11 protein-coding genes and 1 pseudogene are annotated in these 26,642 nt (G+C 59.6%); all 12 read left to right on the forward strand.

The features are described 5' to 3' along the window. Positions 1 to 32: 32 nt before the first annotated feature. The 12 genes and pseudogenes from gabT (at position 33) to BBI10_RS04765 (ending at position 26,582) form a co-directional block, all read left to right on the forward strand. Positions 33 to 1,337, forward strand: a complete 1,305-nt coding sequence (gene gabT / locus BBI10_RS04720) for a 4-aminobutyrate--2-oxoglutarate transaminase (protein ID WP_065987234.1) — start codon at positions 33 to 35, stop codon at positions 1,335 to 1,337. Between the two features lie 61 nt (positions 1,338 to 1,398). Further along, the gene (locus tag BBI10_RS04725) at positions 1,399 to 2,043 is read left to right on the forward strand and encodes a 2-haloalkanoic acid dehalogenase (protein WP_065987331.1); all 645 of its coding nucleotides are present in this window, start codon (positions 1,399 to 1,401) and stop codon (positions 2,041 to 2,043) included. 44 nt (positions 2,044 to 2,087) lie between these two features. Then, positions 2,088 to 2,576, forward strand: a complete 489-nt coding sequence (locus tag BBI10_RS04730; protein WP_003174918.1) for an Lrp/AsnC family transcriptional regulator — start codon at positions 2,088 to 2,090, stop codon at positions 2,574 to 2,576. A 346-nt stretch (positions 2,577 to 2,922) separates the two neighbouring features. After that, entirely contained in the window at positions 2,923 to 4,584 is a 1,662-nt protein-coding gene (locus BBI10_RS04735; RefSeq protein WP_244160316.1) for a ShlB/FhaC/HecB family hemolysin secretion/activation protein, read from the forward strand. 21 nt (positions 4,585 to 4,605) lie between these two features. Continuing rightward, positions 4,606 to 18,990, forward strand: coding sequence for a filamentous hemagglutinin N-terminal domain-containing protein (locus BBI10_RS04740; protein ID WP_065987235.1), 14,385 nt, complete (start codon positions 4,606 to 4,608; stop codon positions 18,988 to 18,990). Between the two features lie 8 nt (positions 18,991 to 18,998). Beyond that, a complete protein-coding gene (locus tag BBI10_RS26455; RefSeq protein WP_083233022.1) occupies positions 18,999 to 19,406 on the forward strand; it encodes a hypothetical protein in 408 nt (135 codons plus the stop codon). A 98-nt stretch (positions 19,407 to 19,504) separates the two neighbouring features. Next, positions 19,505 to 19,634: pseudogene (locus tag BBI10_RS28520) on the forward strand (hemagglutinin repeat-containing protein); the annotation flags it as partial. Positions 19,635 to 19,892: 258 nt separating this feature from the next. Next, the gene (locus tag BBI10_RS04745) at positions 19,893 to 20,291 is read left to right on the forward strand and encodes a hypothetical protein (RefSeq protein WP_141695116.1); all 399 of its coding nucleotides are present in this window, start codon (positions 19,893 to 19,895) and stop codon (positions 20,289 to 20,291) included. Positions 20,292 to 20,662: 371 nt separating this feature from the next. Then, a complete protein-coding gene (locus tag BBI10_RS27910) occupies positions 20,663 to 23,587 on the forward strand; it encodes a DUF637 domain-containing protein (RefSeq protein ID WP_083233024.1) in 2,925 nt (974 codons plus the stop codon). 202 nt (positions 23,588 to 23,789) lie between these two features. Next, positions 23,790 to 24,113 carry a hypothetical protein gene (locus BBI10_RS04755; RefSeq protein ID WP_065987333.1) on the forward strand — a complete coding sequence of 108 codons (324 nt, stop codon included), beginning with the start codon at positions 23,790 to 23,792 and terminating at the stop codon, positions 24,111 to 24,113. Next, positions 24,086 to 24,373: a hypothetical protein gene (locus BBI10_RS04760; protein ID WP_244160311.1), complete on the forward strand. Its 288-nt coding sequence runs from the start codon at positions 24,086 to 24,088 to the stop codon at positions 24,371 to 24,373. The genes BBI10_RS04755 and BBI10_RS04760 overlap by 28 nt, the downstream gene beginning before the upstream one ends. 805 nt (positions 24,374 to 25,178) lie before the next feature. Continuing rightward, a complete protein-coding gene (locus BBI10_RS04765) occupies positions 25,179 to 26,582 on the forward strand; it encodes a hypothetical protein (RefSeq protein ID WP_065987237.1) in 1,404 nt (467 codons plus the stop codon). The last annotated feature ends 60 nt before the right edge of the window (positions 26,583 to 26,642 follow it).

Below are 26,642 nucleotides of genomic sequence, written 5' to 3' on the forward strand. Positions count from 1 at the left end.
TCCGGGTTGCCCGACTCACGATGGGAAATGCCATGAACAGCAAAGTCGACGAAACCCCTCATTTGCTCCGTCAGCGCGAGCAATTCGTGCCCCGTGGTCTGGTCACTGCGCACCCGCTGGTGATCGACCGCGCCCAGGGCACCGAATTGTGGGACGTGGACGGCAAGCGCTACCTGGATTTCGTCGGCGGCATCGGCGTGCTCAACATCGGCCATAACCACCCGAAAGTGGTCGCCGCCGTGCAGGCGCAACTGCAGAAAGTCTCCCACGCCTGCTTTCAGGTGGCGGCCTACACGCCTTACCTCGACCTGGCGCAGCGCCTCTGTGAAATGATCGGCGGAAAGGAAGCCTACAAGGCCGCGTTTTTCACCTCCGGCGCTGAAGCGGTGGAGAACGCCGTGAAGATCGCCCGTGCCCACACCAACCGTTCGGCAGTCATCGCCTTCCGTGGCGGCTTCCATGGACGCACCTTGCTCGGCACCACGCTCACCGGCATGAGCCAACCCTACAAACAGAACTTCGGGCCGTTTGCGCCGGAGGTGTTCCATACGCCGTACCCGAACGCGTATCGCGGTGTCAGCAGTGTTGACGCAATCACCGCGCTGAATGAATTGCTCGCCACCCAAGTGGCACCGGACCGAGTGGCTGCGATTCTGATCGAACCGGTGCAGGGCGACGGCGGTTTCCTCACCGCGCCGCCGGAGTTTCTCCAGGCCCTGCGCGCGTTGGCCGACAAGCACGGCATCGTGTTGATCCTCGACGAAATCCAGACCGGCTTTGGCCGTACCGGCACCTGGTTCGGCTACCAGCACTCTGGCATCCAGCCTGATCTGGTCACCGTCGCCAAAAGCCTCGCCGGTGGCTTGCCGTTGTCCGGCGTGGTCGGCAAGGCGCACATCATGGACGCGCCGCTGCCCGGCGGCCTCGGCGGTACCTACGGCGGCAACGCCCTGGCGTGCGCGGCGGGGCTGGCGGTGATCGATGCGTTTGAGGAAGAACACCTGCTGGCGCGCAGCCAACTCCTGGGCGAACGCCTGCGCCGGGGCCTGATCGGTCTGCAGGCGCGTTACCCGCGCATCGGCGACGTGCGCGGCACCGGTTTCATGCTGGCGATCGAACTGATCAAGGATGACGCGGCGCGTACCCCGGATGCCGACCTCAACTCACGGGTGATCGACGAAGCCCGCGCCGGTGGCTTGCTGGTCATCAAATGCGGCGTTTACCGCAACGTGCTGCGCTTCCTCGCGCCGTTGGTGACGACAGAAGCCCAGGTCGACGAAGCCGTGCAGATCCTCGACGCCGCCTTGGCACGGGTCTTGAACTCGAATGTGAAGTGACGCTTTGCCCGCAACGGGCCAGATGCATCCAGGAGGTTCGATCCACATGGGGCTGACAGAATTGGGGCTGACTGAATACAGAGCGTTGCTGATCGATTGCGATGAAGTGCTGGTGGATCGCGATTCCGGCGTCTGGGCAGCGCTGCAACCGCTGCTCGACAGCCGCGGCGGGCAACCGGCCAGGGACGAAGTGCTGGCCGAATTCAACGCGGTCGTCGCCAGCCTGTATCCGCGCTTCGCCGAGCTGGGTTTCAGCGGCATGCTGTGTTTCGCCCATCGCCAACTGGCGGAAAAGTGGGGCCTGCACGCCAGTTGGGAGGAGGGCATGAGCTTCGCCCGTTCGGCGGGTAACTGGTCGCTGTTCGAAGACGCGCCCGGGGCGATGCTGTACCTGCGCAAATTCTATCGATTGCTGGTGCGCGGCGACCGCGATGCCGAGGATCGCGGCGTGCTCTGTGAGCGGCTGGGAATTGCACCGGAAGATTTCATTTCCCTGGCCGAAGGTCCGCAATGGCTCACGGATCAGGGTGATCAGGTGCAACCGGTCCTGCACGTGACCCGGCCATCGGTCGACCCTTACGCCGCGTTGGACCGCTGCCTGATCGGCCGCCACCGGGCACGTCAGCCTTCCCCCTGCGCGGCGGAGTACTGCATCAACAGCATGGCCGACCTGGTGGCGCAGCATCAGCTGTCTTTACGGCGCTGATTTTGCTAGAAGATTGTCTTACAACGGCAGTCAAGAGGTACGTGATGGAAGGGCTCGTAAAACTGGATCGGATCGACATCAGCATCCTGGTCGAACTGCAAAAGGACGGCCGGATGACCAATGTCAGCCTCGCCGATGCCGTCGGCCTGTCCGCCAGCCCGTGCCTGCAACGGGTCAAGCGGCTGGAATCGGCGGGTTATATCTCCAGCTACAAAGCGCATCTGAACCTGGCCAAGATCACCGACTCGGTCACCGTCTTCACCGAAATCACCCTTAGCGACCACAAGCGCGAAGACTTCGCCAAGTTCGAATCCAACATCCGCCTGGTGGACGAAGTCCTCGAATGCCACCTGATCAGCGGCGGCTACGACTACCTGGTGCGCTTCATGACCCGCAGCATCCAGCACTACCAGGAAGTGGTGGAAAGCCTGCTCGACAAAAACATCGGGATTTCGAAGTACTTCAGCTACATCGTCATCAAGTCGCCGGTGCTGAAGGATGGAGTGCCGTTGCGCAAGTTGTTGCGTCATTGAACGTTCTCTGAGCGGGGTTGCGGCCATTTCCTGACCCCGTTGTTTAGTTTTCTCAGACTTCCTTCGGAATCCCCCGGCAGCGCAACCCCGCCATCAAGGGCATTCTCTCGCGGATTAAACAACCGCTACCCCGCGATACTCCTGACTCGTTACTACCCCCCTCGGCACTGACTCGCCCCTGGACGCTCGCGCCCATGGAACGGCTCGTTGACTGAACATGAAACTTAAAGCCGACTTATTGACGCCATTCTAATGGCTCATTACTATCGCGCCGTTTATTGATATTACTGTGCTATTGCAAGGATGCTCCGTGGATTTCCCCTCACCTAGAGTTGGGCTTTTTTGCCTGCTCGTCTCCATTCCGCTCACTATCCTCGCGGCGCCGAACCCGGGTGATCAGGATTTGCTGCGCGACCGCCAGGAGCAACTGCTCAAGGATCAGCAGCGCCGCCTGGAAGACCTCAAGAGTCTGCCCGGCAAGCAACCCGCACCTGTCGCGCCGGCTACCCCTGTCGACACGCGCTGCTTCACCATCACGGCGATCGAGCTCAAAGGTGCCGCGTCGTTGTCCGATGCTGAGCGTCAGCACCTGACCCAGCCTTACCTGGGCACGTGCATGGGCGTGTCCCAGCTCAACGAATTGCTCAAGACCATCACCAACCTGTACATCGCGAAAGGGCTGGTGACCAGCCGCGCCTACCTGCCGCAGCAAGATCTGTCCAAGGGGCAGCTGCAGGTGCTGGTGGTCGAAGGCCTGCTGGAAAAACTGCGCAGCGCTGCCGACGGCGGCCTGAGCAAGCGTGAACTGGCGATGACGTTTCCGGGGCGCGAAGGGCAGTTGGTCAACCTGCGCGAGATCGAGCAGATGGTCGATCAGCTCAATCGTCTGCCCTCCAATCAGGCGCAGATGGAGCTGACGCCGGGCCAGGAAGTCGGCGGCAGCGACGTGATGGTCAAGAACACGCCGCAAAAGCCGTGGTGCGTGAGCCTCTCGCGCAACAACGACGGCCAGCGCAGCACCGGCGAGCAACAGTGGAACACCGGGCTTGAGTGGGACAGCCCGCTGGGCCTCGCGGATCAGCTGAGCCTGCGCGGCGGTCACGACGCCATGACCGATCGCCTGCACACCTCGCACAACACCGGGCTGGCCTACAACCTGCCGTGGGGCTGGTGGAATTTCAGTTACAGCTACAGCGAAAGCGAATACCGCTCACAGGCCCAGGCCAACGGCTTCGATTTCAAGCAGAACGGCGACAGCCAGACCCATCAGTTGCGCGCCGAGCGGGTCATCTACCGTGACGCCCTGAGCAAGACCTCCCTGAACCTCGGCGTCTCCAACCTGCGCAGCAACAACTACATCGAAGGCAGCCGGCTGGCCAGCAGCAACCGCATCAGCGAAGTGCAGTACGGCATCAACCACGGGCGCCGCGTGGGCTCGGCGTTTCTCAACCTTGACCTCGGCATGCAACAGGGCATCAGCGCGTTCGGCGCCCAGGACAACAACCACCCCGGGCCAGGCGAAGCGAATGCGCGCTATCGCAAATACACCGGCACCGTGAGCTACCTGCAGCCGTTCAAACTGTGGGACGAGAGCTTCACCTTCACCAGCCTCGCCACCGGGCAGCGCAGCGAAGATGTGCTGTTCAGCCCTCAGCGCATGAGCCTGGGCGGCTCATCCTCGGTGCGCGGCTATAAGGACCAACTCCTGGCCGGCGACAGCGGCGGCTACTGGCGCAACGAGCTGCGCCTGACCCGGCCCGTCACCCTCGACTGGCTGCGCCCGGCCTTCAGCGACTACGGCATTGCAGCGTCTTACGACCAGGGCGTGATCGCCAACGATCGCTACAACGACGACGCGCACGGGCGCCTGTCCAGCAACGCGTTCGAATGCTTTGCCCGCGGCCAGCACGTCGCCGCGACCGTCACTTTTGCTCACTCTCTGGAGCGCCCTGGCGGCCTGATCGAGCGCGAGTCGCCGATCTATTTCCGCATGGACTTTTTTCTCTAACGTTTGACCGAGATACCTGACATGGACGTTCGCCACTTTGATTTTCTCGTGCGTCAGCCTTCGGCTGCGCTGACTGAGCGTCCCCGTTTCTGGGGCATGCCCAAGCGCGGTATCGCCCTGGTTCTGGCCAACGCCATGTTCTGGCAGCCGCTGCTGGCCCAGGCCGACGGCATCGCGGTGAGCGGCACCACCAACACCACCCTGGGTCAGGCAGGGAACGGCGTGCCCATCGTCAACATCGCGGCGCCCAATGCGAGCGGTCTCTCCCACAACCAGTATCAGCAGTACAACGTCGGCACCCAGGGCGTGATCCTCAACAACGCCAACGCCCGTACCCAGAGTACGCAGCTGGGCGGCATCGTGGTCGGCAACCCGAACCTCAACGGTCGGGCCGCCTCGATCATCCTCAACGAAGTCACCGGCGCCAACGCCAGCCAGCTCAACGGCTACACCGAAGTGGCCGGGCAGGCCGCCCACGTCATCGTCGCCAACCCCTATGGCATCAGTTGCAACGGTTGCGGCTTCATCAACACGCCGCGGGCGACCCTCACCACCGGCAGGCCGGTGCTGGACAACGGCCGTCTTGATCATTTCCGCGTCGAAGGCGGCAGCGTGTCCATCGAAGGGGGAGGGCTGGATGCCACCAACCTCGACCAGTTCGACATCATCACCCGCAGCGCGAAGGTTAACGCCGAGCTGCACGCCAACAAACTCAACATCATCGCCGGTCGCAACAACGTCGACGCGCAGAGCCTCAACGCCACGGCACTGGCTGACGACGGCAGCGCCAAACCGCAACTGGCCATCGACAGTTCTGCGCTGGGCGGCATGTACGCCGGCGCCATTCGTCTGGTGGGCACCGAAGCCGGGGTCGGCGTGAAAGTGGCCGGCAATCTGGCGGCCAGCGCCGGCGACATCCAGATCGACGCCAACGGCCAGCTGAACATGGCCCAGGCCGCCGCGAGCGGCGCCGTCAACATCAAGGCCCTCAACGCCCAGGTTCAGGGCCCGGTGTATGGCAGCAGCGTCGACCTGCAAGGCCGTGATGCACTGAACATTCAGCAGAACGTCGCCGCCCGCGATCAGATCAGGCTGTCCACCAGTGGGCAGCTGACCAACACCGCCATCGTCGAAGCCGGCGTAAATGTTGACAACAGCCGCAACGCTTCCGGCGATGTGACGATCAGCGCCCAGGACTTGCGCAACGCCGGCAACGTAGTCGCCAGCCGAACGCTGCAAGTCGGCGCCGGGCAATCCATCAATAATCAGGGCGGTACGCTGAGCGGCCAGGCCGGTACGCAACTGACCGCCGCCAGCCTGGATAACCGCCAGGCCGGTCGTGTGCTGAGTCAGGGCGGCATGACCCTTGTGGCTACTCAAGTATGGAACGCCAGCGGCGGACTTATCGCGAGCAACGGCAACCTGTCGATCACCGCGCAAAACCTCGACAACAGCCAGCAGGGCAAAGTGTCGAGTGCGGCGGCGTTGACGGCGGACATTTCCGGTCAACTGCTTAACAGCGCCGGGGTGATCACCGCCAGCGGCGCGCGGATCAACGCGGCGACCCTGGACAACCGCCAGGCCGGTCAAGTGGTGAGTCTGGGCGGTCTGACCCTCAACGCGGGCCAACTGTGGAATGCCAGCGGCGGGCTGATCACCAGTAACGCTAATCTGGCGATCACTGCGCAAAATCTCGATAACAGCACTCAGGGCAAGATCTCGAGTGTTGGGGCCTTGTCCGCGGACGTTGCTGGGCAGCTGCTCAACAGTGCCGGGGTGATCACCGCCAACGGCGCGCAGATCAATGCGGCGACACTGGACAACCGCCAAGGCGGTCAAGTGGTGAGTCAGGGCGGTCTGACCATCGCGTCAGGTCAGCTTTTGAATGCCAACAGTGGCGTCATCGCCAGCAACGGCACCCTGGCGATCACTGCGCAGGATCTCGACAACAACACACAGGGCAAGATCTCGAGTGCGGCCGCGTTGTCAGCAGATATCTCCGGACAGCTGCTCAACAATGGCGGCGGGTTGATCACCGCCGACGGCGACGTGCAGCTCAAGGCAGCTAGCCTGGACAACCGCAAGGCGGGTCAGGTGTTGAGCCAGGGCGGTATGACCCTCGCGGCCACTCAAGTATGGAACGCCAGCGGTGGGGTCATCACCAGCAATGGCAACCTCTCTATCACCGCGCGAAATCTCGACAACAGCCAGCAGGGCAAGGTGTCGAGTGCGGCGGCGTTGTCTGCGGACATTTCCGAAACGGTGCTCAACAGCGCAGGGTCCCTCACCGGAAAAGACGATGTGCAGGTCAAGACAGCCCGCCTGGATAACCGCCAGGGCGGTCAGGTGTCGAGTCAGGGCGCACTGACCCTCGCGGCCGCTCAGGTATGGAACGCCAGCGGCGGCCTCATTGCGAGCAACGGCAATCTGTCGATCACCGCGCAAGACCTCGACAACAGCACGCAGGGCAAGATATGGAGCGTGGCGGCGTTGTCAGCGGATATTGCCGGACAGCTGCTCAATAGCGGCGGCGGGTCGATCACCGCCAACGGTGTGCGGATCAACACGACGACCCTGGACAACCACGAGGGTGGTCAGGTGTTGAGCCAGGGCATTCTCTCGATAGTCGCCAGTCAGCTGAAGAACTCCAGCGGTGGTGTGATCACCAGCAACGGTAACCTGTTGATTACCGCGCAAAACCTCGACAACAGCCAACAGGGCAAGGTGTCGAGCCTCGCGGCCTTGACCGCGAACATTTCCGGTCCACTGCTGAATAACGGCGGCGGCTTGATCACTGCCAGCGGTGTGCAGATCAACACGACCACTCTGGATAATCGCCAGTCCGGTCAGGTGGCGAGTCTCGGCAGTCTGACCATTACAGCCCCTCAGGTCTGGAACGCCAGCGGCGGTCTCATTACGAGCAACGGCAATCTGTCGATCACCGCGCAGGATCTCGACAACAGCCAGCAGGGCAAGGTATCGAGCGTTGCCGCCTTGTCCGCGGACATTTCCGGCCAGTTGCTCAATCAAGCCGGGGTGATCACTGCCAACGGTGTGCAGCTCAAGGCAGCCAGTCTTGATAACCGCCAGGCCGGTCAGGTGTTGAGTCAGGGCGATCTGTCCATCGCCACCAACCAGCTGTGGAACGCCAGCGGCGGCTTGATCACCAGCAACGGCAATCTGGCAATCACGGCGCAAACCTTCGACAACAGCCAGAAGGGCAGGGTAACCAGCGTTGGCGCCCTGTCGGCGGACATTGCCGGGCATCTGCTCAACGGATCGGGAACGGTCAGCGCCAACGGCAGCACCCGCATCAACGCTGCCAGCCTGGATAACCGCGGGGGCGAGCTGACCAGCGTCAGTGACCTGAACCTGCAAACCGGCGAGGCGGACAACAGCGACGGCGGTCGAATCGCAGGGGAGGGCGTCACCCTCAACACCGCCGCGTTCAACAACCGCAACGGGACACTCACGAGCACCGGCGCACTGCTGCTCACAGCAGAGCAGGTCGATAGCAGCGACGCAGGGCGCATTGCCAGTGCGAAGGCACTAACGGCGTCCGTCACCGGGCTGGACCAGCACAACGGCGGCCATCTTTACAGCAACGGCGATGTCAGCCTGGACCTCCACGGCGGGCTGCTCAACAACCAGGGCGGCCTGATCACGGCGCCAGGGCAGTTGCTGTTGAAGAACCTCACCCGCGTCGACAACCGCTCCGGCGAAATTTCCAGCCTCAACGCGTTTGCCCTCGCAGCTGACGACCTGCAAAACGGCGACGGCTCGCTGATCAGCAAACAGGCGTTGAGCGTTCGGGTTAATGGGCAACTGAGCAACCTGCGCGGACTGATCTCCGGCAAGGGCATCGACCTAAAAACCGGCACACTGCTCAACGACGATGGCAGCGTCAGCAGTGATGCGGCGTTGAATGTCGTGGTCGGCGCTGCACTGTCGAACCAGAACGGCGAGTTGTCGGCGGCGCAAGTCAGCACCGTCACGGCGGCCAGTCTGAACAACGCCGGCGGGCAGATAACCGCCGATGAACGCCTGACCGTGGGCGTCAGCGGCGCGATTAACAGTCATGCCGGAACACTGGGTGCCGCCGATGGCGTGACCGTTACCGCGAGCAGTCTGGACAACAGCCAGTCGGGCACGGTGGTGTCCGATGGCGATGTCACCCTCACCCTGACCGGCGCGCTGAACAATCAGGCCGGCGGCAGCATTCAATCCAAAGGTGCGCTGGCGCTGCAAAGCCTGTCCCTGGACAACCGCGGCGGCGTTGTGTCGACGCAGAACGGGTTGACCCTGCGCAGCGCCACCGTCGACAACCGCGGCGGCTCGGTGCGTGCCACCCAGGACATGCAGCTCTTCATCGATGCGCTGGATAACAGTCAAAAGGGTTTGATCAGCGGCAAGGGCGGGATTGCGTTCCTCGGCCAGCAATTGAACAACCAGAGCGGCCTGCTCAGTGCAGCCGGTGTGCTGCAGATCCAGGCCGACAGCGTACGCAACGGCGCCGGTCGTATCGCCAGTCAGTCCGATCTCGTCGCCAACGTTGGCGACCTTGCACAGCAGGGCGGCGAGTTCGTCGCTCAGGGCAATCTGACGCTGACCGGCAACACACTCGATAACAGTGGCGCAGGTTTGGTCGGCGCGACAAAAGCGCTGAAACTCACCGTCGGCAACGTGAATAACCGTGGCGGCGAGCTGTCCAGCCAGCAGGACGTGACAATCACCGCGCAGCAACTGGACAATAGCGATGCCGGTAAAGTCATCGCCGGCACCGCGCTGCAGCTCAACGTTGATCGTCTGATCAACCGCGCCAAAGGGATGCTGTTTGGCGACACCCTGCAACTGACCGGTTCCACGCTGGACAACAGCGCCGGTACCTTGGCGAGCCAGAACGGTCTGGCCGTCGACCTTGGCGGCGCGTTGCTCAACGACGCCGGTTTGCTCAGCAGCGAATCCGGGCTCAGCATCAAGACGGCATCGCTGTCGAACGCTGCAGGCAGTGTATCCAGCGCGGGCGCGTTGACGATCGCCACCCCCGGCGCGGTGAATAACCAGCACGGCTCGATCACCACCGATGGCGGCCTGACCCTCGCCAGTTCCAGCCTCGACAACCGCAATCAGGGCGTGATCTCCGGCAAAACCAGCGCGGCCGTGAACACCGGCGCCTTCGATAACAGCCACGGTGGCCAACTCACCAGCGCCGACACCCTGACCCTCAGCGCAGGCCAGGTCACCAACCAGGATGGCGCGCGCATCGCCGCGAACAAAGCGGTCAACGCGAGCGTAACCGGCCTCGATCAACAGGGCGGTGAACTGTTCAGCAACGGCGCCTTGACCCTCGACCTCAACCACGGCCAGCTCAACAACCAGAACGGCCTTATCAACTCCCCCGGCGCGCTGCTGCTGAAAAACCTGGCAGGTGTGAACAATCAGAGCGGCGAAATCTCCAGCACGCAGGGCTTCACCTTCGGCGCGGACAGCCTCGATAACGGCAACGGCAAACTGCTCAGCGATCAAGGGCTGATGGTGCGCGTCGCCAGGGCGCTCAACAACGTCAAAGGCGTGATTTCCGCCGCGGCCCTCGACGCCCGCAGCGACAGCCTCGACAACACCGACGGCCTGCTCAGCAGCCGCGGTGCGTTTGATCTCACCGTCAGCAACGCCCTGAACAACCACAACGCCACGTTGGTGGCCGACGGCAAGCTGACTCTGAATGCCGCCAGCGTTGACAACGGCCTTGGCCAGATCGCCAGCAAACAGGACCTGATCGCCAACATCGGCGGCCTGCAACAACAAGGCGGCCAGTTGATCGCCCTCGGCGCGCTGAACCTCACCGGCGCAAGCCTCGACAACCGCCAGGACGGCCTGGTCAGCGCCAACGGCGTCATGACCTTGAACGTCGGCAGCATCGACAACCGCGGCGGCGAGCTGTCCAGCCAGGACGACATCAGCGTCACCGGCCAGCGTCTGGACAACAGCGATGCAGGTCGCGTCATCGGCCAGAAGTCCCTGACCCTGACCGTCGATCAACTGCTCAACCGCACCAAAGGCGTGTTGTCCGGCAAGTCATTGCTGACGGTCTCGGGCACGCAGCTGGACAACAGCGGCGGCAACCTGGTCAGCCAGCAGACAATCGACCTGGGCCTCAGCGGCGCGTTGCTGAACAGCCAGGGCCTGATCGACAGCGAAGGCACGCTGAACGTGCGCAGCGCTTCGTTGGCCAACAACGGCGGCAGTCTTTCCAGTGCCGATGCGTTGACCGTCAACACCAGCGGCGCGATCAGCAATCGGGGCGGCAAGCTGGTCACCGACGGCGGGTTGACCCTCAGCAGCAGCAGGCTCGACAACAGCCAGAGCGGCAGCATCAGCGGCAAAGGCGCGCTGTCGTTGCACACCGGTGACTTCAACAACAGCCAGAACGGCCGCGTCAGCAGCGCCTCGACCCTGGAGATGGTGGCAGCTCAGGTCAGCAACCTCGACGGCGGCAGCATCGGCAGTAACGGCGCGCTTTCGGCCAGCGTCACCGGGCTGGATCAACAAGGCGGGATGCTGTTCAGCAATACCGACCTGACCCTCGATGTGAATCACGGCCAGCTGAATAACCAGAACGGCCTGATCAACGCCCCCGGCATTCTGCTGCTCAAAAACCTGGCCGGCGTGAACAACCAGAACGGTGAAATCTCCAGCGCTCAGGGCTTCACCTTCAGCGCCGACAGCCTCGACAACAGCAACGGCAAACTGCTCAGCAACCAGCCGCTGATCGTCCGCGTCGCCCAGGCATTGACCAACGTCAAGGGCATGATCGCCGCCGCCAGCCTGAACATCGATGCAGGCTCGCTGGACAATAGCGCCGGCACCCTGACCAGCCGCGGTGACTTCGGCCTGAATGTTCACGGCCTGCTGACCAATCAGAGCAACGGCCTCATCAACGCGACCGGTGCGCTCGACGCCACCGCCGCCGATCTCGACAACCGCGGCGGCCTGCTGCTCGCCGGCACTGACCTGACCCTGCACACCGGTGCGCTGGACAACCGCTCCACCGGGCTCATCAACAGCAAGGGCACCCTGCACCTGAACGCTCAGTCGCTGGATTCCAGCGACGGCGGTGAAGTCTCGGCCAAGGGCGACATGACCCTCACGCTCAACAGCCTGACCCAGAACGGCGGACGGCTGCTGGGTGACGGCGCCGTGACGCTGGACCTCAACGGCGCCGACCTGAACAACCAGCGCGGGCTTATCACCGCGAAAGGCGCCTTGACCGTTAACCGGATGCGCGACTTCAACAACCAGGCTGGCGAGATGTCCAGCGCCCAGAGCTTCACGTTGACCGGGCGTACGCTGGACAACAGCAACGGCCGACTGATCAGCAACCAGAACCTAGTGCTCAACGGTACTACGCTGGTCAACCAGGCCGGCCTCATCTCCGGTTGGGCAGGGCTGAATGTCAATGGCGCAACCCTGGACAACCGCAACAGCGGCACACTCTCCAGCCGTAGCGGCGACGTCGGCGTCAACCTGACAGGCGCGCTGCTCAATGGCGCCGCCGGGGCGCTGGTCAGCCAGAAATCCCTCAGTGTTCGCGCCGCCAGCGTCGATAACCGTGGCGGGATTCTGTCCAGCGGCGGCGGCCAGACGTTCAACGTCAGCGGCGTGCTGGACAACAGCCAGAACGGCTTGATCGACAGCGGCGCCGCCCTGACCATCAATGCCGCCGGCCTCGGCAACGCGGCAGGCACGGTCAACGCGCAACAGAACATCAGCTTCACCGGCACCGACCTGGACAACAGCGCGGGCACCGTCGCGGGCAACGCCGCCGTCACTCTTGACCTGCTCGGCACCCTGACCAACACCAACGGCAAGCTCGCCAGCGCGGGGGATCTGCTGATCCAGCGCGCCGCCCAGATCAATAACAAGGGCGGTCAACTGGCCAGCCAACGGGCGCTGACCCTCACCACCGGTGGCCTGGACAACAGCAATCGCGGCACCGTGGCCGCCAACGACCAGCTTCAGGTCAACGCCAGCGGCGCCGTGCAGAACGGCAACGACGGCCTGATCTACAGCAAAAACGCCAACCTCAGACTGCAAGCCGCCAGCCTCGCCAACGCCAGCGGCACCCTGCAAAGCCAGGGCGCGCTGGACCTGACCGTCAATGGCGACATCGACGGCCCGAACGGCCGGATCATCGCCCAGGCCGGCAACCTCAACCTGACCGCCAACAACGTCGACAACCGTGGCGGCGTGCTGTCGAGCCTGCAGAACGCTTTCGTCGCGCGCATCACCGGCGTGCTGAGAAACGGCTACGACGCCAATCTTCAGGGCGGCATCACCCAGGCGCAAAGCCTCGATATTCGCGCACTCGCCGGCATCGACAACTACGGCGGCCGGGTATCGGCTCAGGGCGGCGACGCGCTGATCAACACCGGCAGCGGCAACTTCGACAACCGCAACGGCGGCCTGTACGCCAGGCAGCGGATCAACGTCACCGGCAACAATTTCGACAACAGCGGCGACAACGACGGCCAGATCGCCGGTCAGCAAATCGACCTCAGCCTCGCCGGCGCGCTGAACAACCGACTGGGCATCATCGAGAGCGACAGCACCCTCAGCATCAGCGCCGCCAGCCTCGACAACCAGACTGGCAAACTGCGTGCGCTCGGCACCAGCGGCCTGACCAACCTGCAGATCAGCGGCCTGTTCGACAACCGCAACGGCGCTTTGGAAACCGCCAACACCGACCTCGCGGTGGGCGTCGGCAGCCTGCTCAACGGCGGCGGCAGCATTCTGCACGTCGGCAGCGGCAACTTCGGCGTGTCCACCGACAACGTCATGAACGCCGGCGGCAGCCTGGTCACCCGCGGCGTGCTGACCCTCAACGCCGACACCTGGACCAACAGCAGCGTCCTTCAGGCCGGCACGTTGAACGTCAACGTCAACAACTTCACCCAGACCGCGGCGGGGCAATTGCTGGCGTCCACGGCCTTTGTCGGCACCGGCGGGAACTGGATCAACGACGGGTTGATTGCCAGCGACGGGGCGATGAATGTCTCGTTGTCGGGCGGGTATTCCGGTAATGGCCGACTGACCAGCCTGGGGACGCTGGGCCTGGGCGCGAATCGACTGGATCTGAATGCGCCGACCTCGATTGCGGGGGGTGGGCGGACGGATATCAATGTGGCGGGGGCTGTGGTCAACGCCGGGCGGATTACCTCGAACTCCGATTTGACGCTGACAGCCAATACTCTGCAAAACGATGGGACACTGGGCGCCAGCCAGTCACTGACTATCAATACCCCGTCCCTGACAAACACAGGGCTGCTATTTAGCGGCGGAAAAACAAATCTGCACGTGGGCTCGTTCGCCAACAACGGTGGTGACGTCTACAGCTTGGGCGATCTGGATATTCGGGGGGCCGACGCGGTCAGCAGAGCGGCTCTGCTGGATAACTTCAAGGGCACTATCGAGTCAGCCGGAACAATGACCATCAACGCGTCGGTGTTAAAAAACCGCGGCGATGATTTCACGTCCGAGCGGCACTTGGTCTCCGGTTTCATCGCCTTCGCTTGTTACGACTGCCAAGGCAGCAGCTACGACATCGTGTACGGCGTCAAAGAAATCTACAAAGCCTCGATCGACCCTTCTTCAGGGAGCGGCACGCTGTCGGCAGGCAGAAATTTTGTCTTTACAGGTGGCGATTTTCTCAACAGCCGAAGTCAGGTCATGGCTTCAGGCGACATCACAATCCAGGCCGACAACTTCACAAACGAAGGTGCTGCGGGCGGCACCATTGAGCGAACTCGAACGTTTCGGACGGGGGGAATCTCCAGCTCCACTCACCTGAATTTCATGAATGGAGATCTCTACAACTACAACGTCCATAATGACGACGGGCCGCAAGTTTTCCACTACATGAACTCGGAAACGGCTTTCGAAGTTGCCAATCAATATGGCGTCGGGGGTGATGCAGACCTTGTCGACAAAGTGACAGGCAAGCACCTCAAGTACTACACCGGCTTCAATCACGAGCTGGGCGCTTCTCAGTACGACCCTAACAATCTCGTCCAAATGCCTACCTTCCTGAATCAGTTCCGGTTGTTAGGCGACAGCGAAGTGTCAGTTGACGACGGTCAAGTTCAATCCGCCGTCGTGCAAGCCGGTGGCAAAGTAAACATTACTGCCACGCAAAACCTGACCAACAGCGTCATTCACGAAGATTATGCGTATCTCGGTGGCGCCAATAAGGTTTCCAACACCCAGACTGCAGCCAGCACGACAGTGGTTGCACACATCAACAGTCAGCTCCCACCTAATCTGGCCCAGCAGCAAGTCGACCCCACCGTACTCCCCGGATTCAGTCTGCCCACCGGGCAGAACGGCCTGTTCCGCCTGAGCGGGCAGGGCGGCAGTAATGCTGCTATTGCTGCACCCACCACCGCACCGCAAAGCTGGACCATGACAGGCGCCAGTGTTTCAACCGCTCAGCGCGACCAGGCCCTTCCCGTCGGGCAGGGCAGCAGCCTGCAAATAGCTTCCGTAAATCAGGCAATCAGCACCGGTCGGCAGCTTGGCGATTCAACTCGAAACCCATCGGCCATTAACGCCGATGCATCGGCCTTTAACGTCTCCGCACCGGGCGATTCCGGCAGCGGCGGGTTCTCGGTTCCGAGCCACCAGGCCGGCGCGGGTGGCATTGCAGCCGTCGAACAGGTCGCAGGTGTCGCAAGCGTCACGGGTGTCAGAGGCGTAGCCGGTGTCCGCGGTGTTACCGGTGTCACAGGCGCAGCAGGTGTCACTGGCGTCTCGGAAGTTCCGGGCTCTACAGGCGTTACCCCCATTCCCGGCATCAGCGCCATCAGTGGCGCAAACCCCACCGGCATCAGCCCGGGCCAATCGGCGACCGCCCAGACGGTCGAAAGGGTTCAGGGCTTGCCCTCCACCGCAGCCACGGCGCGCCCCGGCAAATACCTGATCGAAACCAACCCGGTGCTCACCGACCTCAAGCAATTCATGAGCTCGGATTACCTGCTCGCGGGCCTCGGCTACAACCCCGACGAAAGCGCCAAGCGTCTGGGCGACGGCCTCTACGAACAGCGCCTGGTGCAACAAGCCGTCACCTCGCGCACCGGCCAGGCATTCATCGACGGACAGACCTCCAACGAGGATCAGTTCAAGTACCTGATGAACAACGCCATCGCCAGCAAAACCCAGCTCAATTTGACCGTCGGCGTCTCGCTGACCTCCGAGCAAGTGGCGGCGCTGACCCACGACCTCGTCTGGCTCGAAGAGCGCGAAGTGAACGGCGAAAACGTGCTGGTGCCGGTCCTTTATCTGGCTCAAGCCGATGGCCGTCTTGCCCCGAACGGCGCGCTGATCGCCGGCAAGGACGTGACCCTCATTGCCGGTCAGAACCTGGACAACGTTGGCACCCTCAAGGCCACCAACAACCTGTCCGCCACCGCCGGCAATGACCTGGTGAACAGCGGCCTGATCTCAGCCGGCAACCGTCTGGACCTGCTCGCGGGCAACGACGTCACCAACAAAGCGGGCGGCATCATCGCCGGTCGCGACGTCACCGTGACGGCGATCGGCGGCGATGTCACCAACGAGCGCAGCGTCACTTCGCTGGACAGCGATGTTCGTGGTGAACTGCACAAGGACTTCGCGAACAGCGCGGCGCGTATCGAAGCCGCCAACGACCTGAGCGTTTCCGCCGGCCGCGACATCAACAACATCGGCAGCACCTTGCAAGCCGGTCGCGATATGACGCTGAACGCCGGGCGAGATGTCAACACCGCCGCAACCCAACTGACTGACAGCCTCGTGCTGAACAGCAAACACACCAGCAGCGACATCACCCAGATCGGCTCGACCGTCAGCGCAGGTCGCGACCTGTCGGTTCAGGCCGGGCGAGACATCAACGCCATCGCCAGCCAGATTGACGCCAAGCGCGATATCGCCATGGCCGCGACCGAAGACGTCACCATCAGCTCGGCGGCGGATGAAGAGCACTCGTACAGCAAGAGCAAGAAGGTCAAAAAGCAGGAAGACCACGTCAGCCAGGTCCAGACCGAGATTACCGCTGGCGGGAGTGTTGCCGTCAGTGCCGGGCAAAACCTGGCCGTCACCTCCAGCCGCATCGCCGCCAACGACGAAGCGTATCTGGCAGCAGGCAACAAACTCGAAGTCCTGGCTGCACAGGACAACGATTACTCGCTGTACGACATGAAGAAAAAAGGCTCCTTCGGCGCCAAGAAAACCAAGCACGACGAAGTGACCGATGTGAAAAACATCGGCAGCGAAATCACCGCTGGCGGGAACTTGGTGTTGGTGAGTGGCGGGGATCAGCAGTATCAGGTCGCGAAGCTCAATAGCGGTAAAGACCTGACGATTAACAGCGGCGGGGCGATCAACTTCGAGGGTGTTAAAGACCTTCATCAGGAGAGTCACGAGAAGAGCAATAGCAATGCCGCTTGGAACTCGATGTCCGGTAAAGGCAGCACCAATGAAACCCTGCGCCAAAGTGAACTGACCGCGAAAGGAAATCTGGTCATCAACGCAGTTGGTGGTTTGAACATCGACATCAAGCAGGTGAACCAGCAAACCGTTAGTCAAGCCATTGATGCGATGGTCAAAGCCGATCCTGATCTAGCGTGGCTGAAAGATGCGGAAAAACGGGGTGATGTCGACTGGCGTTTGGTGCAGGAAATACATCAGTCGTTTAAATACAGCAACTCGGGATTAGGGGTCGCTGCACAAATAGCTATCGCGATCTTGATGGCTGCCATCGTCGGACCTGCAGCAGCCGCATTTGCGGGTGGCGGTACGGCCGGGGCGATGGTCGGGGCGGTGGCCGCGAGTGCCGCCACCAATGCCTCCGTGAGTGCCATCAATAATGGCGGCAACCTTGGTGCGGTCTTTAAAGACGTTACCTCGTCCAGTGCGGTTAAGGGATACCTCACCTCCGCCGCAACTGCTGGCGTCGCGTCGCAGCTTGGTTACGACCCTACGAAGTTGAACTTCGATCTTGCCAGTGCCCAAAAAGTGGCAATGAACGTAGTCGCCCAGTCATTCGTGAAAACCGTTATCAACGGCGGGAGCCTGACTGACAGCCTTAGCGATGGCGCACTGAGTGCTGTCATCGATATTGCCGGCGCCATAGGCGCGCAGCGCTTGGGTAACACAACGCTCGCGGATGGAAGTCCGACCAAAATTGCTGCCCACGCCTTGCTAGGCGGATTGAAGTCGATGGCGATGGGGGGCGATTTTAAAACTGGTGCAATTGCTGGGGGCGCGAACGAAGGTTTAGTGCAGTACTTGGCTAAATTGGTACTGCCGGAAGGATATGACCCGGCCAGTCCGGCATCGGTCCAGGCGCAGGCGAACTTGGTCGCCATGTCTCAGCTGGTTGCTGTGTTAACGACAGTGGTCACGGGAGGCGATCCTGAAATCGCCGCAAATATTGCGGCCAACGCAACGCAATATAACTACCTCACGCACAGTGATTTAGAGAGAGCTGCCAACTCACTTAACGGTTGCGCGGAAGGTGATGCCGGGTGCGTCCAAAACGCTCAGAAGACCTTCATGGATCTGAGTCGTGAACGAGAGATCGCGGCGATCAACGCGTGTGCGGGAAATATCACCGCTTGCAAAACATCCTCGAGTTTGGCGGCACAGGCCCAAGCCGACCAGGAACACCTCAAAGACTTGGTGGGTGGAGCGTCACAACAAGCCCAAGAGGCTTACGGGCGTTTGGTAGCGGAAAACTTTGAGTTCCAGAACATGCTGGCCAGCGTGACAGCAGGCCAGTCAGCAGATGCGATAGCCCAGACTCTCCAGGATAAATGGGGGATGAGCGACGCGGAGATGGTTGGCATCCGCGAATCGTTGCGTGCAATCGCGTCGATGGGCATGATGAGAACCGGCCGACCTGTAGTGGGTGCAAAAGGCGCAGGCACTGCGCTGGTAACAACCAATCCGATTGCTGTGAGTGGTAGTCGGGCAATTGACAAGGCGCAGAGTTACGAAAGCGGTGTGCGTGGGATGTATGGGGATACTCCATTTGCTGAACGTCAATACACGGCGCTTGTCGATGGGCAACGTGTCAACGGTGTCGCTGATGAAGTGGCAGTGATCGGCGGGAAACCCACAGCTATTGAAGCCAAATTTGTCGATGACTGGGCTAGTTCTATTCGGAACCCAGAAAGCCCGGCTGGCTCGAAGCCATGGTCAGTCGCTGAACAGACGAAAATGGTAGATCAGGCGAAGAAATACTCTTCTGGCTTCGATGGCGGTGCTATTTATCATACGAACAGCCCAGAACTAGCTAGTTACTATTCGAAGGTGTTTACCGATGCGGGCGTCACAAACTTTAAGTTTGTAATTACCCCAACGAAAAAGTGAGGTGTGAAATGAGTAGTGATCGGGAGACGTTAGAAAAAATTCTGGGTGGAAAAATCGAGCAGTCGAACTCTCGAAATGTACCTGGTGTTACGGCTGTGAATGGGCAGCAAGTTGTTTATTTTTCGGACGATGGGAAAAACAAATTCCGAAAACAATTTAATAACATTACGTGCTTTTCTGAGCCTCCGAATGCTGTTCGTGGAGGGGTAAATGATCGCGGGTGCAAAGTCACCCCGCCCTCGGGGCCATTCTTTTACGCGATTTCCTATCATGGTGATCTTGACGGTTGGAGAAAAGATATTGAGGCAGGGGCAATTGGCCTTGGTCTGTTACTTGCCCAAATCAAAGGTGATCAATTGGTTATTTCCGATGGCCGCTCGATCCCTCTGTCAGATTGCAAAATAGAGTTCTCTTGAACATTGCTTACCCTCAACACCGGCCCTGCGCCGGTGTCGTTGTATCTGCTTACTGCAAAAGCTCCCTTCCTTCGCTGCTCGCTTTGGTCGTGGCCTGAGCGAGTAACGCAGCGCGCATCGAAGCCGCCAATGACCTGAGCGTCTCCGCCGGGCGGGACATCAACAACATTGGCAGCACCTTGCAAGCCGGTCGCGACCTGGCGCTGAACGCCGGACGAGACGTCAACACCGCCGCAACCCAGCTGACTGACAGCCTCGTGCTGAACAGCAAGCACACCAGCAGCGACATAGTGAAAAAAGGGGACAGACCCCTTAATCTTATGCTCAGTCCCAAGGTGCAGAAAAAATTACTCTGACAGGTCGCTATGCATCCCCAGAAGGCTCTAAGCTTGGGACAGGTAGTTTTGATAATGTAAATCAGAATTTTTCCTTTAGCTTTCCCGCGACTAAGGAAGGCTTGAGGGATTTTTTAAAAGGGGTTGGACAATGAAGGTTCGTCGAACACTTGAAAAAAGGATGAAAGATGTTGAAGCCTTAGGTCGTGGGTTCTTTCATGAGGAAGCTGAAGATGGTGATATTTTATTTTCTACTGGGATAGAGGGTGGAAGGTTAGATGTATATGTTGACGGCTTTTTCTTTGGAAATAATGAAGTTGCGAATAAGGTGTTGTTTGCTGATATTTCTGGTATTGAAAGTCACCTGAATGTAGAGCTTTTTTCGAATTCGAGTCGCTCGGGGGATGTTGATTTTTACGTTCCCTTAGATGTGAAATGTGGCTTGTCCAATTTTGCGTTATTTTTACCATTCTTGACTTACTCTAATGTTATGAATATTTTGGTTGGGCTTAGAGAGGATTGGATGAGGCAGATATCTCCTAAAGGATGAGTTAGAGGGGACGGAGCCCTTTATCTGCGAATCAGGCCCCCAGCACAGGTCGGCAGCTCGGTGATTCAAGCGGAATCCGTCCGCCATCACTGCAGATGCATCCGCTTTTAACCTGTCGAAACCTGGCAATTCCGGCAGCGTCAGGTTCTCGGTTCGACCCACCAAGGGGGGGCTGGGGGCATCGCAGCTGTTGACAAAGCCCCGGGCATTAAAGGCGTCGTTGGCGCTACAGGCATTAACGGTCTGACCCGTCAGGCATAAGCCTGGGCCCAGGTCAGTCGGCGACCGCGCAGACGGTCGAAAGGGTTCAGGGCCTGCCCTCCACCGCGGCCACGGCGCGCACCGGCAAATACCTGATCGAAACCAACCCGGTGCTCACCGACCTCAAGCAATTCATGAGCTCGGATTACCTGCTCGCAGGCCTCGGCTACAACCCCGACGAAAGCGCCAAGCGCCTGGGCGACGGCCTCTACGAACAGCGTCTGGTGCAACAAGCCGTCACCTCGCGCACCGGCCAGGCCTTCATCGATGGACAGACCTCCAACGAGGATCAGTTCAAGTACCTGATGAACAACGCTATCGCCAGCAAGACCCAGCTCAACCTGACAGTCGGCGTCTCGCTGACCTCCGAGCAAGTGGCGGCGCTCACCCACGACATCGTCTGGCTCGAAGAGCGCGAAGTGAATGGCGAAAACGTGCTGGTGCCGGTCCTTTATCTGGCCCAAGCCGATGGCCGTCTCGCCCCGAACGGCGCCTTGATCGCCGGTAAAGACGTGACCCTCATCGCTGGCCAGAACCTCGACAACGTCGGCACCCTCAAAGCCACCCACAACCTGTCCGCCACCGCTGGCAATGACCTGATCAACAGCGGCCTGATCTCAGCCGGCAACCGCCTGGACCTGCTCGCGGGCAACGACGTCACCAACAAAGCGGGCGGCATCATCGCCGGTCGCGACGTCACCGTGACGGCGATCGGCGGCGATGTCACCAACGAGCGAACGGTCACATCGCTGGACAGCGACGTGCGGGGCCAACTGCATAAGGAGTACGCCAACAACGCAGCGCGCATCGAAGCCGCCAACGACCTGAGCGTTTCCGCCGGCCGCGACATCAACAACATCGGCAGCACCTTGCAAGCCGGTCGCGACATGACGCTGAACGCCGGGCTAGATGTCAACACCGCCGCAACCCAACTGACTGACAGCCTCGTGCTGAACAGCAAACACACCAGCAGCGACATCACCCAGATCGGCTCGACCGTCAGCGCAGGTCGCGACCTGTCGGTTCAGGCCGGACGAGATATCAACGCCATCGCCAGCCAGATTGACGCCAAACGCGATATCGCCATGGCCGCGACCGAAGACGTCACCATCAGCTCGGCGGCGGATGAAGAGCACTCGTACAGCAAGAGCAAGAAGGTCAAAAAGCAGGAAGACCACGTCAGCCAGGTCCAGACCGAGATTACCGCTGGCGGGAGTGTTGCCGTCACTGCCGGGCAAAACCTGGCCGTCACCTCCAGCCGCATCGCCGCCAACGACGAAGCCTATCTGGCAGCAGGCAACAAACTCGAAGTCTTGGCGGCGCAGGACAGCGACTACTCACTGTACGACATGAAGAAAAAAGGCTCCTTCGGCGCCAAGAAAACCAAGCACGACGAAGTGACGCAAGTCACCAACGTCAGCAGTGAAATTACCTCTGGCGGCAACCTGGTGCTGGTGAGCGGCGGCGATCAGCAGTATCAGGTGGCGAAGCTGAATAGCGGTAAAGACCTGACGATTAACAGCGGCGGGGCGATCAACTTCGAGGGCGTCAAAGACCTTCATCAGGAGAGTCATGAGAAGAGCAACACCAGCCTCGCGTGGAACTCCATGTCCGGTAAGGGCAAGACCGATGAGACGTTGCGCCAGAGTGAGCTGATTGCCAAAGGCGCTGTGGCAATTAATGCGGTGGATGGCCTGCATATCGAGGTTAAGCAGGTTAATCAGCAGACGGTTAGCCAGGCGATTGATGCGATGGTTAAGGCTGATCCTGATCTGGCTTGGCTGAAGGATGCGGAGAAGCGGGGGGATGTTGATTGGAAGCTGGTGAAGGAGGCGCACGACTCCTTCAAGTACAGCAACTCAGGCTTGGGTGTCGGCGCTCAACTGGCAATCGCCATCATTTTGGCTGCTGTTGTTGGTCCGGCCGCAATGGCGGCGCTAGGGGAAGCTGGAGCAAGCGCAGCAGTAGCAGCGGGAGGGGCTGCAGTGGCAACTGGGGCAGCGACCAATGCGTCGATCAGCCTGATCAATAACAGGGGCAATCTAGGTGCCGTCGTCAAGGATGTTACCTCCAGCGATGCACTTAAGGGCTATGCCATCTCCGGTATTACTGCGGGTCTGACCACTGGTTACTTCGATGCTTGGACTGGGACAACCACCGACCCAATCACTGGCAAGATCACGACCAACCTCAGTACTTGGAAAGGAATTGGTCAGTTCGCTGCCAGTCAGGGCTTACAGAACGGCACTTCGGCGGCACTGAGCAAGATAATGGGTCAGGGCGGTGATCTGGGTGATGCGCTGCAAAGCACGCTGTTCAATACGTTGGCAGCGGCGAGCTTCCATGCCGTGGGGGATTACGTTCCAGCTGCCGACGGCAGCCTTCAAAAGATCATGGTTCACGCCATGGTTGGTGGGCTGTTGGCTAAGGTCAGCGGTGGTGACTTCAAGACTGGTGCTTTGGCAGCCGGGGCTAATGAGGCATTGGTGGCCGACCTTAATGAGCTGGTGAAGGGCAACCCTAATCTGCTCAGCATGAGCTCGCAGTTGGTCGGTTTGCTTGCCGCATCCACGCAGAGTGGCGCCGATGCCGACAGCTTAAAAACCGGTGCCTGGGTGGCGCAGAACGGTACCCAGTACAACTTCGGCGATCATTTGCCGCCAGGTTTAGCCGCGTATGGGCAAGCGGTGACTACCCAAATGGAGGACATGCAAAATCGTGGAGCCTCAGCTGAACAGATGGCTGATGCCGGACGAGCGTTCGCGCGAGGTGAAGGGTTTGAAGGTGTCCAGCCAGCGACCGAGTTCGTTAAGGCGTCGGTCGAGTTCACGGCCGGAGAGCTTTTTGGCTTTGGGTTAGGGGCTATACTTGGGAAAGCTGGTTCATGGTTTGGAATAGGGGCAAAAGAGGTAGCAGATACAGCTACGACGGGCGGGAGTAAAGTTGTTGCAAATGAAGGAACGTTTCCAGACGAGGTATTTACCGGGAAGAAGCCGTTTCAGACGACTCCGGGAACAGGAAGTGTGACACAGTAGAGGTACAACCCAGCGACTGGGGAACTGGAAGAATCTGTGATCGAGTATGATCAGTATGGCCGGCAGGTTAAACGAACGGATTATACTAATCACGGATATGGGAACCAAGGAAAGCCTGCGGAATACCATTCCGACCCGCACACGCATACCTATGAATACGGTCCAGGGTACGGCTCCAATGGGAAAGAGACGAGGGTCAATAATGATTAGTCTTCGAGAGCTGAATGAATTACTAGTTGCTCACAACTGTTTACATGCAATTAGTATTGAGTTGGATATAGATGCGATGGCCTATGATTTGTGTCTGTCCATTTCGGCCAGTGAAGAGATAGGTGCTGAGGTGGTAGTTATAAATTTCATTGATATTAGCCAATTTGCGTTTCGTGATTTTGGCGGCGGACTAACTCAGTTAATGCATATGAGCATTAATAGGCTGGATTCTGGGCTCGATAGGGTGCGCTATCAATTGAGTGATCTTGAGGATGGAAAGTTATCGTTTTGTTTTTCATCTTTTTTGGTTGCTTAAAGGTGTGGATCAAAGAGATAAAAGGGGGCGGATCTCTTAGCTGGTTCGCGGTTGCGATCAATGGCGATACGATTACCGTGGTGGTGATGGATGCGAAGTCTTCGGTGAATGGCGTGAGTAAGGCCGGTACGCCGCATGGGGACCCGAGGACGCGGTTGGAGGGGGGGCTGGGTAATAGATCAATTGCCGACTCCGATCCTGCTTTACGCGATGCTTTGCAAGCGGCGTTGGATTCGGGAAAAACAAGGTTCAAGGTGTAACAGTCAAGGTCTGTATTCCCGCCCCCGGTAAAACAGGTGTAGAAGAATTTAAGGTAGAACCATGGATCAAGAAGTAATTCAGTGCGAGCGCTCGGGCGTAAACCCGAAATGGCCCTCCTACAAAAGTGTGCCGGGGCGCATAGCTAAGGGGCCCCACGTCTCAGATGAATACGAGTTGAATGGCATCCGTGAATATGTTGAGCGCGGCGATGCAGTTGCGAAGCCATCAATGCCTGTTCCGAATAGTGACAACCTTACGCGTAGTAGCTCCGAGTGGATGGCCGTCACACGAAGTTAAAGGGGACGGACTCCTTTAACTCTTAAAGCTCTCCACACTTGGCAATTCCGGCAGCGGCGGGTTCTCGGTTCCGAGCCACCAGGCCGGCGCGGGTGGCATTGCAGCCGTCGAACAGGTCGCAGGTGTCGCAAGCGTCACGGGTGTTGGGGGCGTAGCCGGTGTCCGCGGTGTTACCGGTGTCACAGGCGCAGCAGGTGTCACTGGCGTCTCGGATAAAAGGGGACGGACCCCTTTTTACCCATGCTAAATTGCGGGAAAAATGGATGGCGGAGGGGATGCAATGGTGGAGTATGAATCAATTGCGACCTGATGCTTGGGATCCCGTTGCGCAATTAAAAAATAGTTAAAGGGGAGGGGCCCACTTGTTGCAGCGATAAGAGGGGATGGGCCTTTTAATTTTCATTCAGGGGATAAGAGTGGGCGGACCACCATGCGCGAAATACGGAGAGTCACCGCGATGACTCTCAAAAAACGGCGCTTACTCCAGAACTTCTCTAAGGAATACCTGTGCAACGAATTGCGTTACTGCTTTCCATAGCAGCCGTCGGTGGGTGTGTTAGTCAGCCAGTGTCGCTGAGCAAAAGTGCGGTGAAGGCATATGACGTTTTTCTGGGTCAACCTGTGGTAGCTGATACGGTATTCCGTGACGGAGACAGATTGAATTTCCAGCTCGTCGCGCCGAAAACAGATGCAATGCCGGAACGCACCGTTGTTCAAATGGAGGCGTCTTGCACCGTGGCGCAACTGCGTGTCGCTTACATTGATGCTCCCCTTGCACGGATTTATATCAATAGGCAAAACGGGGTGTTCGTGGGCGCACGCCCCCTGACTTCATCCCTTTATTCAGGGCTCATCAGTAACCCGAGTTTCATTCACGCCTGTTCTGAGACACCGCAGCCCGACTGGAGAGTCGTCAACGTAAAAGAGGATGACCAGTGGGTGTTGCTTGATCGGCACAGCATCAAACAGCAAGGCTCTGAAACGCTGTTCTGGGGGGCGTATGACAATAACAAAATAGTGACGGATGCGTCGCAAGGCACGCCGTCTGCCCAAAAGCGTGAACACTATGCTGTCGATTGCACCGAGCACAAGTTTCGTCGGCTGGCCAGTTATGACGTTGATATATTTAACAGCGTGATAGACGGTGAGACCCCGTCTAATCCAGTCGTTAAGCCTGTTGCGCAAGCCAGCGATGATTACAAGCTGTTGTTCAAGACGCTGTGCGCCGGCGCTGAACAGCTGAAGCAATTGCCCACGTACAAGCCGCGCTACAAAGTGCGTGCTGTGCCAAGCCCATATAGTGTTGGTACGCCAGTGCTTTCTGCAATCGAAGCCCTCAATCTGCAACCGGCAGCCAAAAAACTCAGCTATTTTGCGACGAGCCGGACACCCACCCGGGAGGGTGGTGCTTCGTTGGTGTACGAAGAAAGTTTCATCACCACGGACTCGGCAAGCGGGCAGGTAGTTGTCGATCTACGCAGTGAGGCGTACGAGACACGTAGAGTTACTTGGCGGGGGTTGATTATGCTCGCCAGTACCATCACTACTTTTGACCAGAAAGTGGGCACCTATGAACTCAAAAGCTTGAGTTTTTCCGGGGATTGGCAGCGTATGCCCATAGGCTCTGTCTTGAATTACTCCGCTCAGGGTCGCCAGCACGGCGCTGAGCAACGTTGGAGCGACAGGACAGGCTACGCGGTCGACTGCACTGTAAAGCGCGAACTTAACGCCGATGAACTCAGTGCTGGACTGACGGGAAAAGCCAAGGAAATGGGCTGCACGACTCAAGGCGACAAGAACGCAATCGTTAGCAAATTTTATTATTTGGCTGACTATGGCTATTTTTTGGCATGGGATAAGCAGAGCAGTTCGCTCTCTACTGATGAAGTTCACATTCTGAGCGTTCGCTAAACGATTGCGCTAAAAAAGAAGGTCGGCCGATCTCTTAGAGCGGGAATCAACTCCTCAGGG

The sequence above is a fragment of the Pseudomonas graminis genome (assembly GCF_001705435.1).
Taxonomy (GTDB): domain Bacteria; phylum Pseudomonadota; class Gammaproteobacteria; order Pseudomonadales; family Pseudomonadaceae; genus Aquipseudomonas; species Aquipseudomonas graminis_B.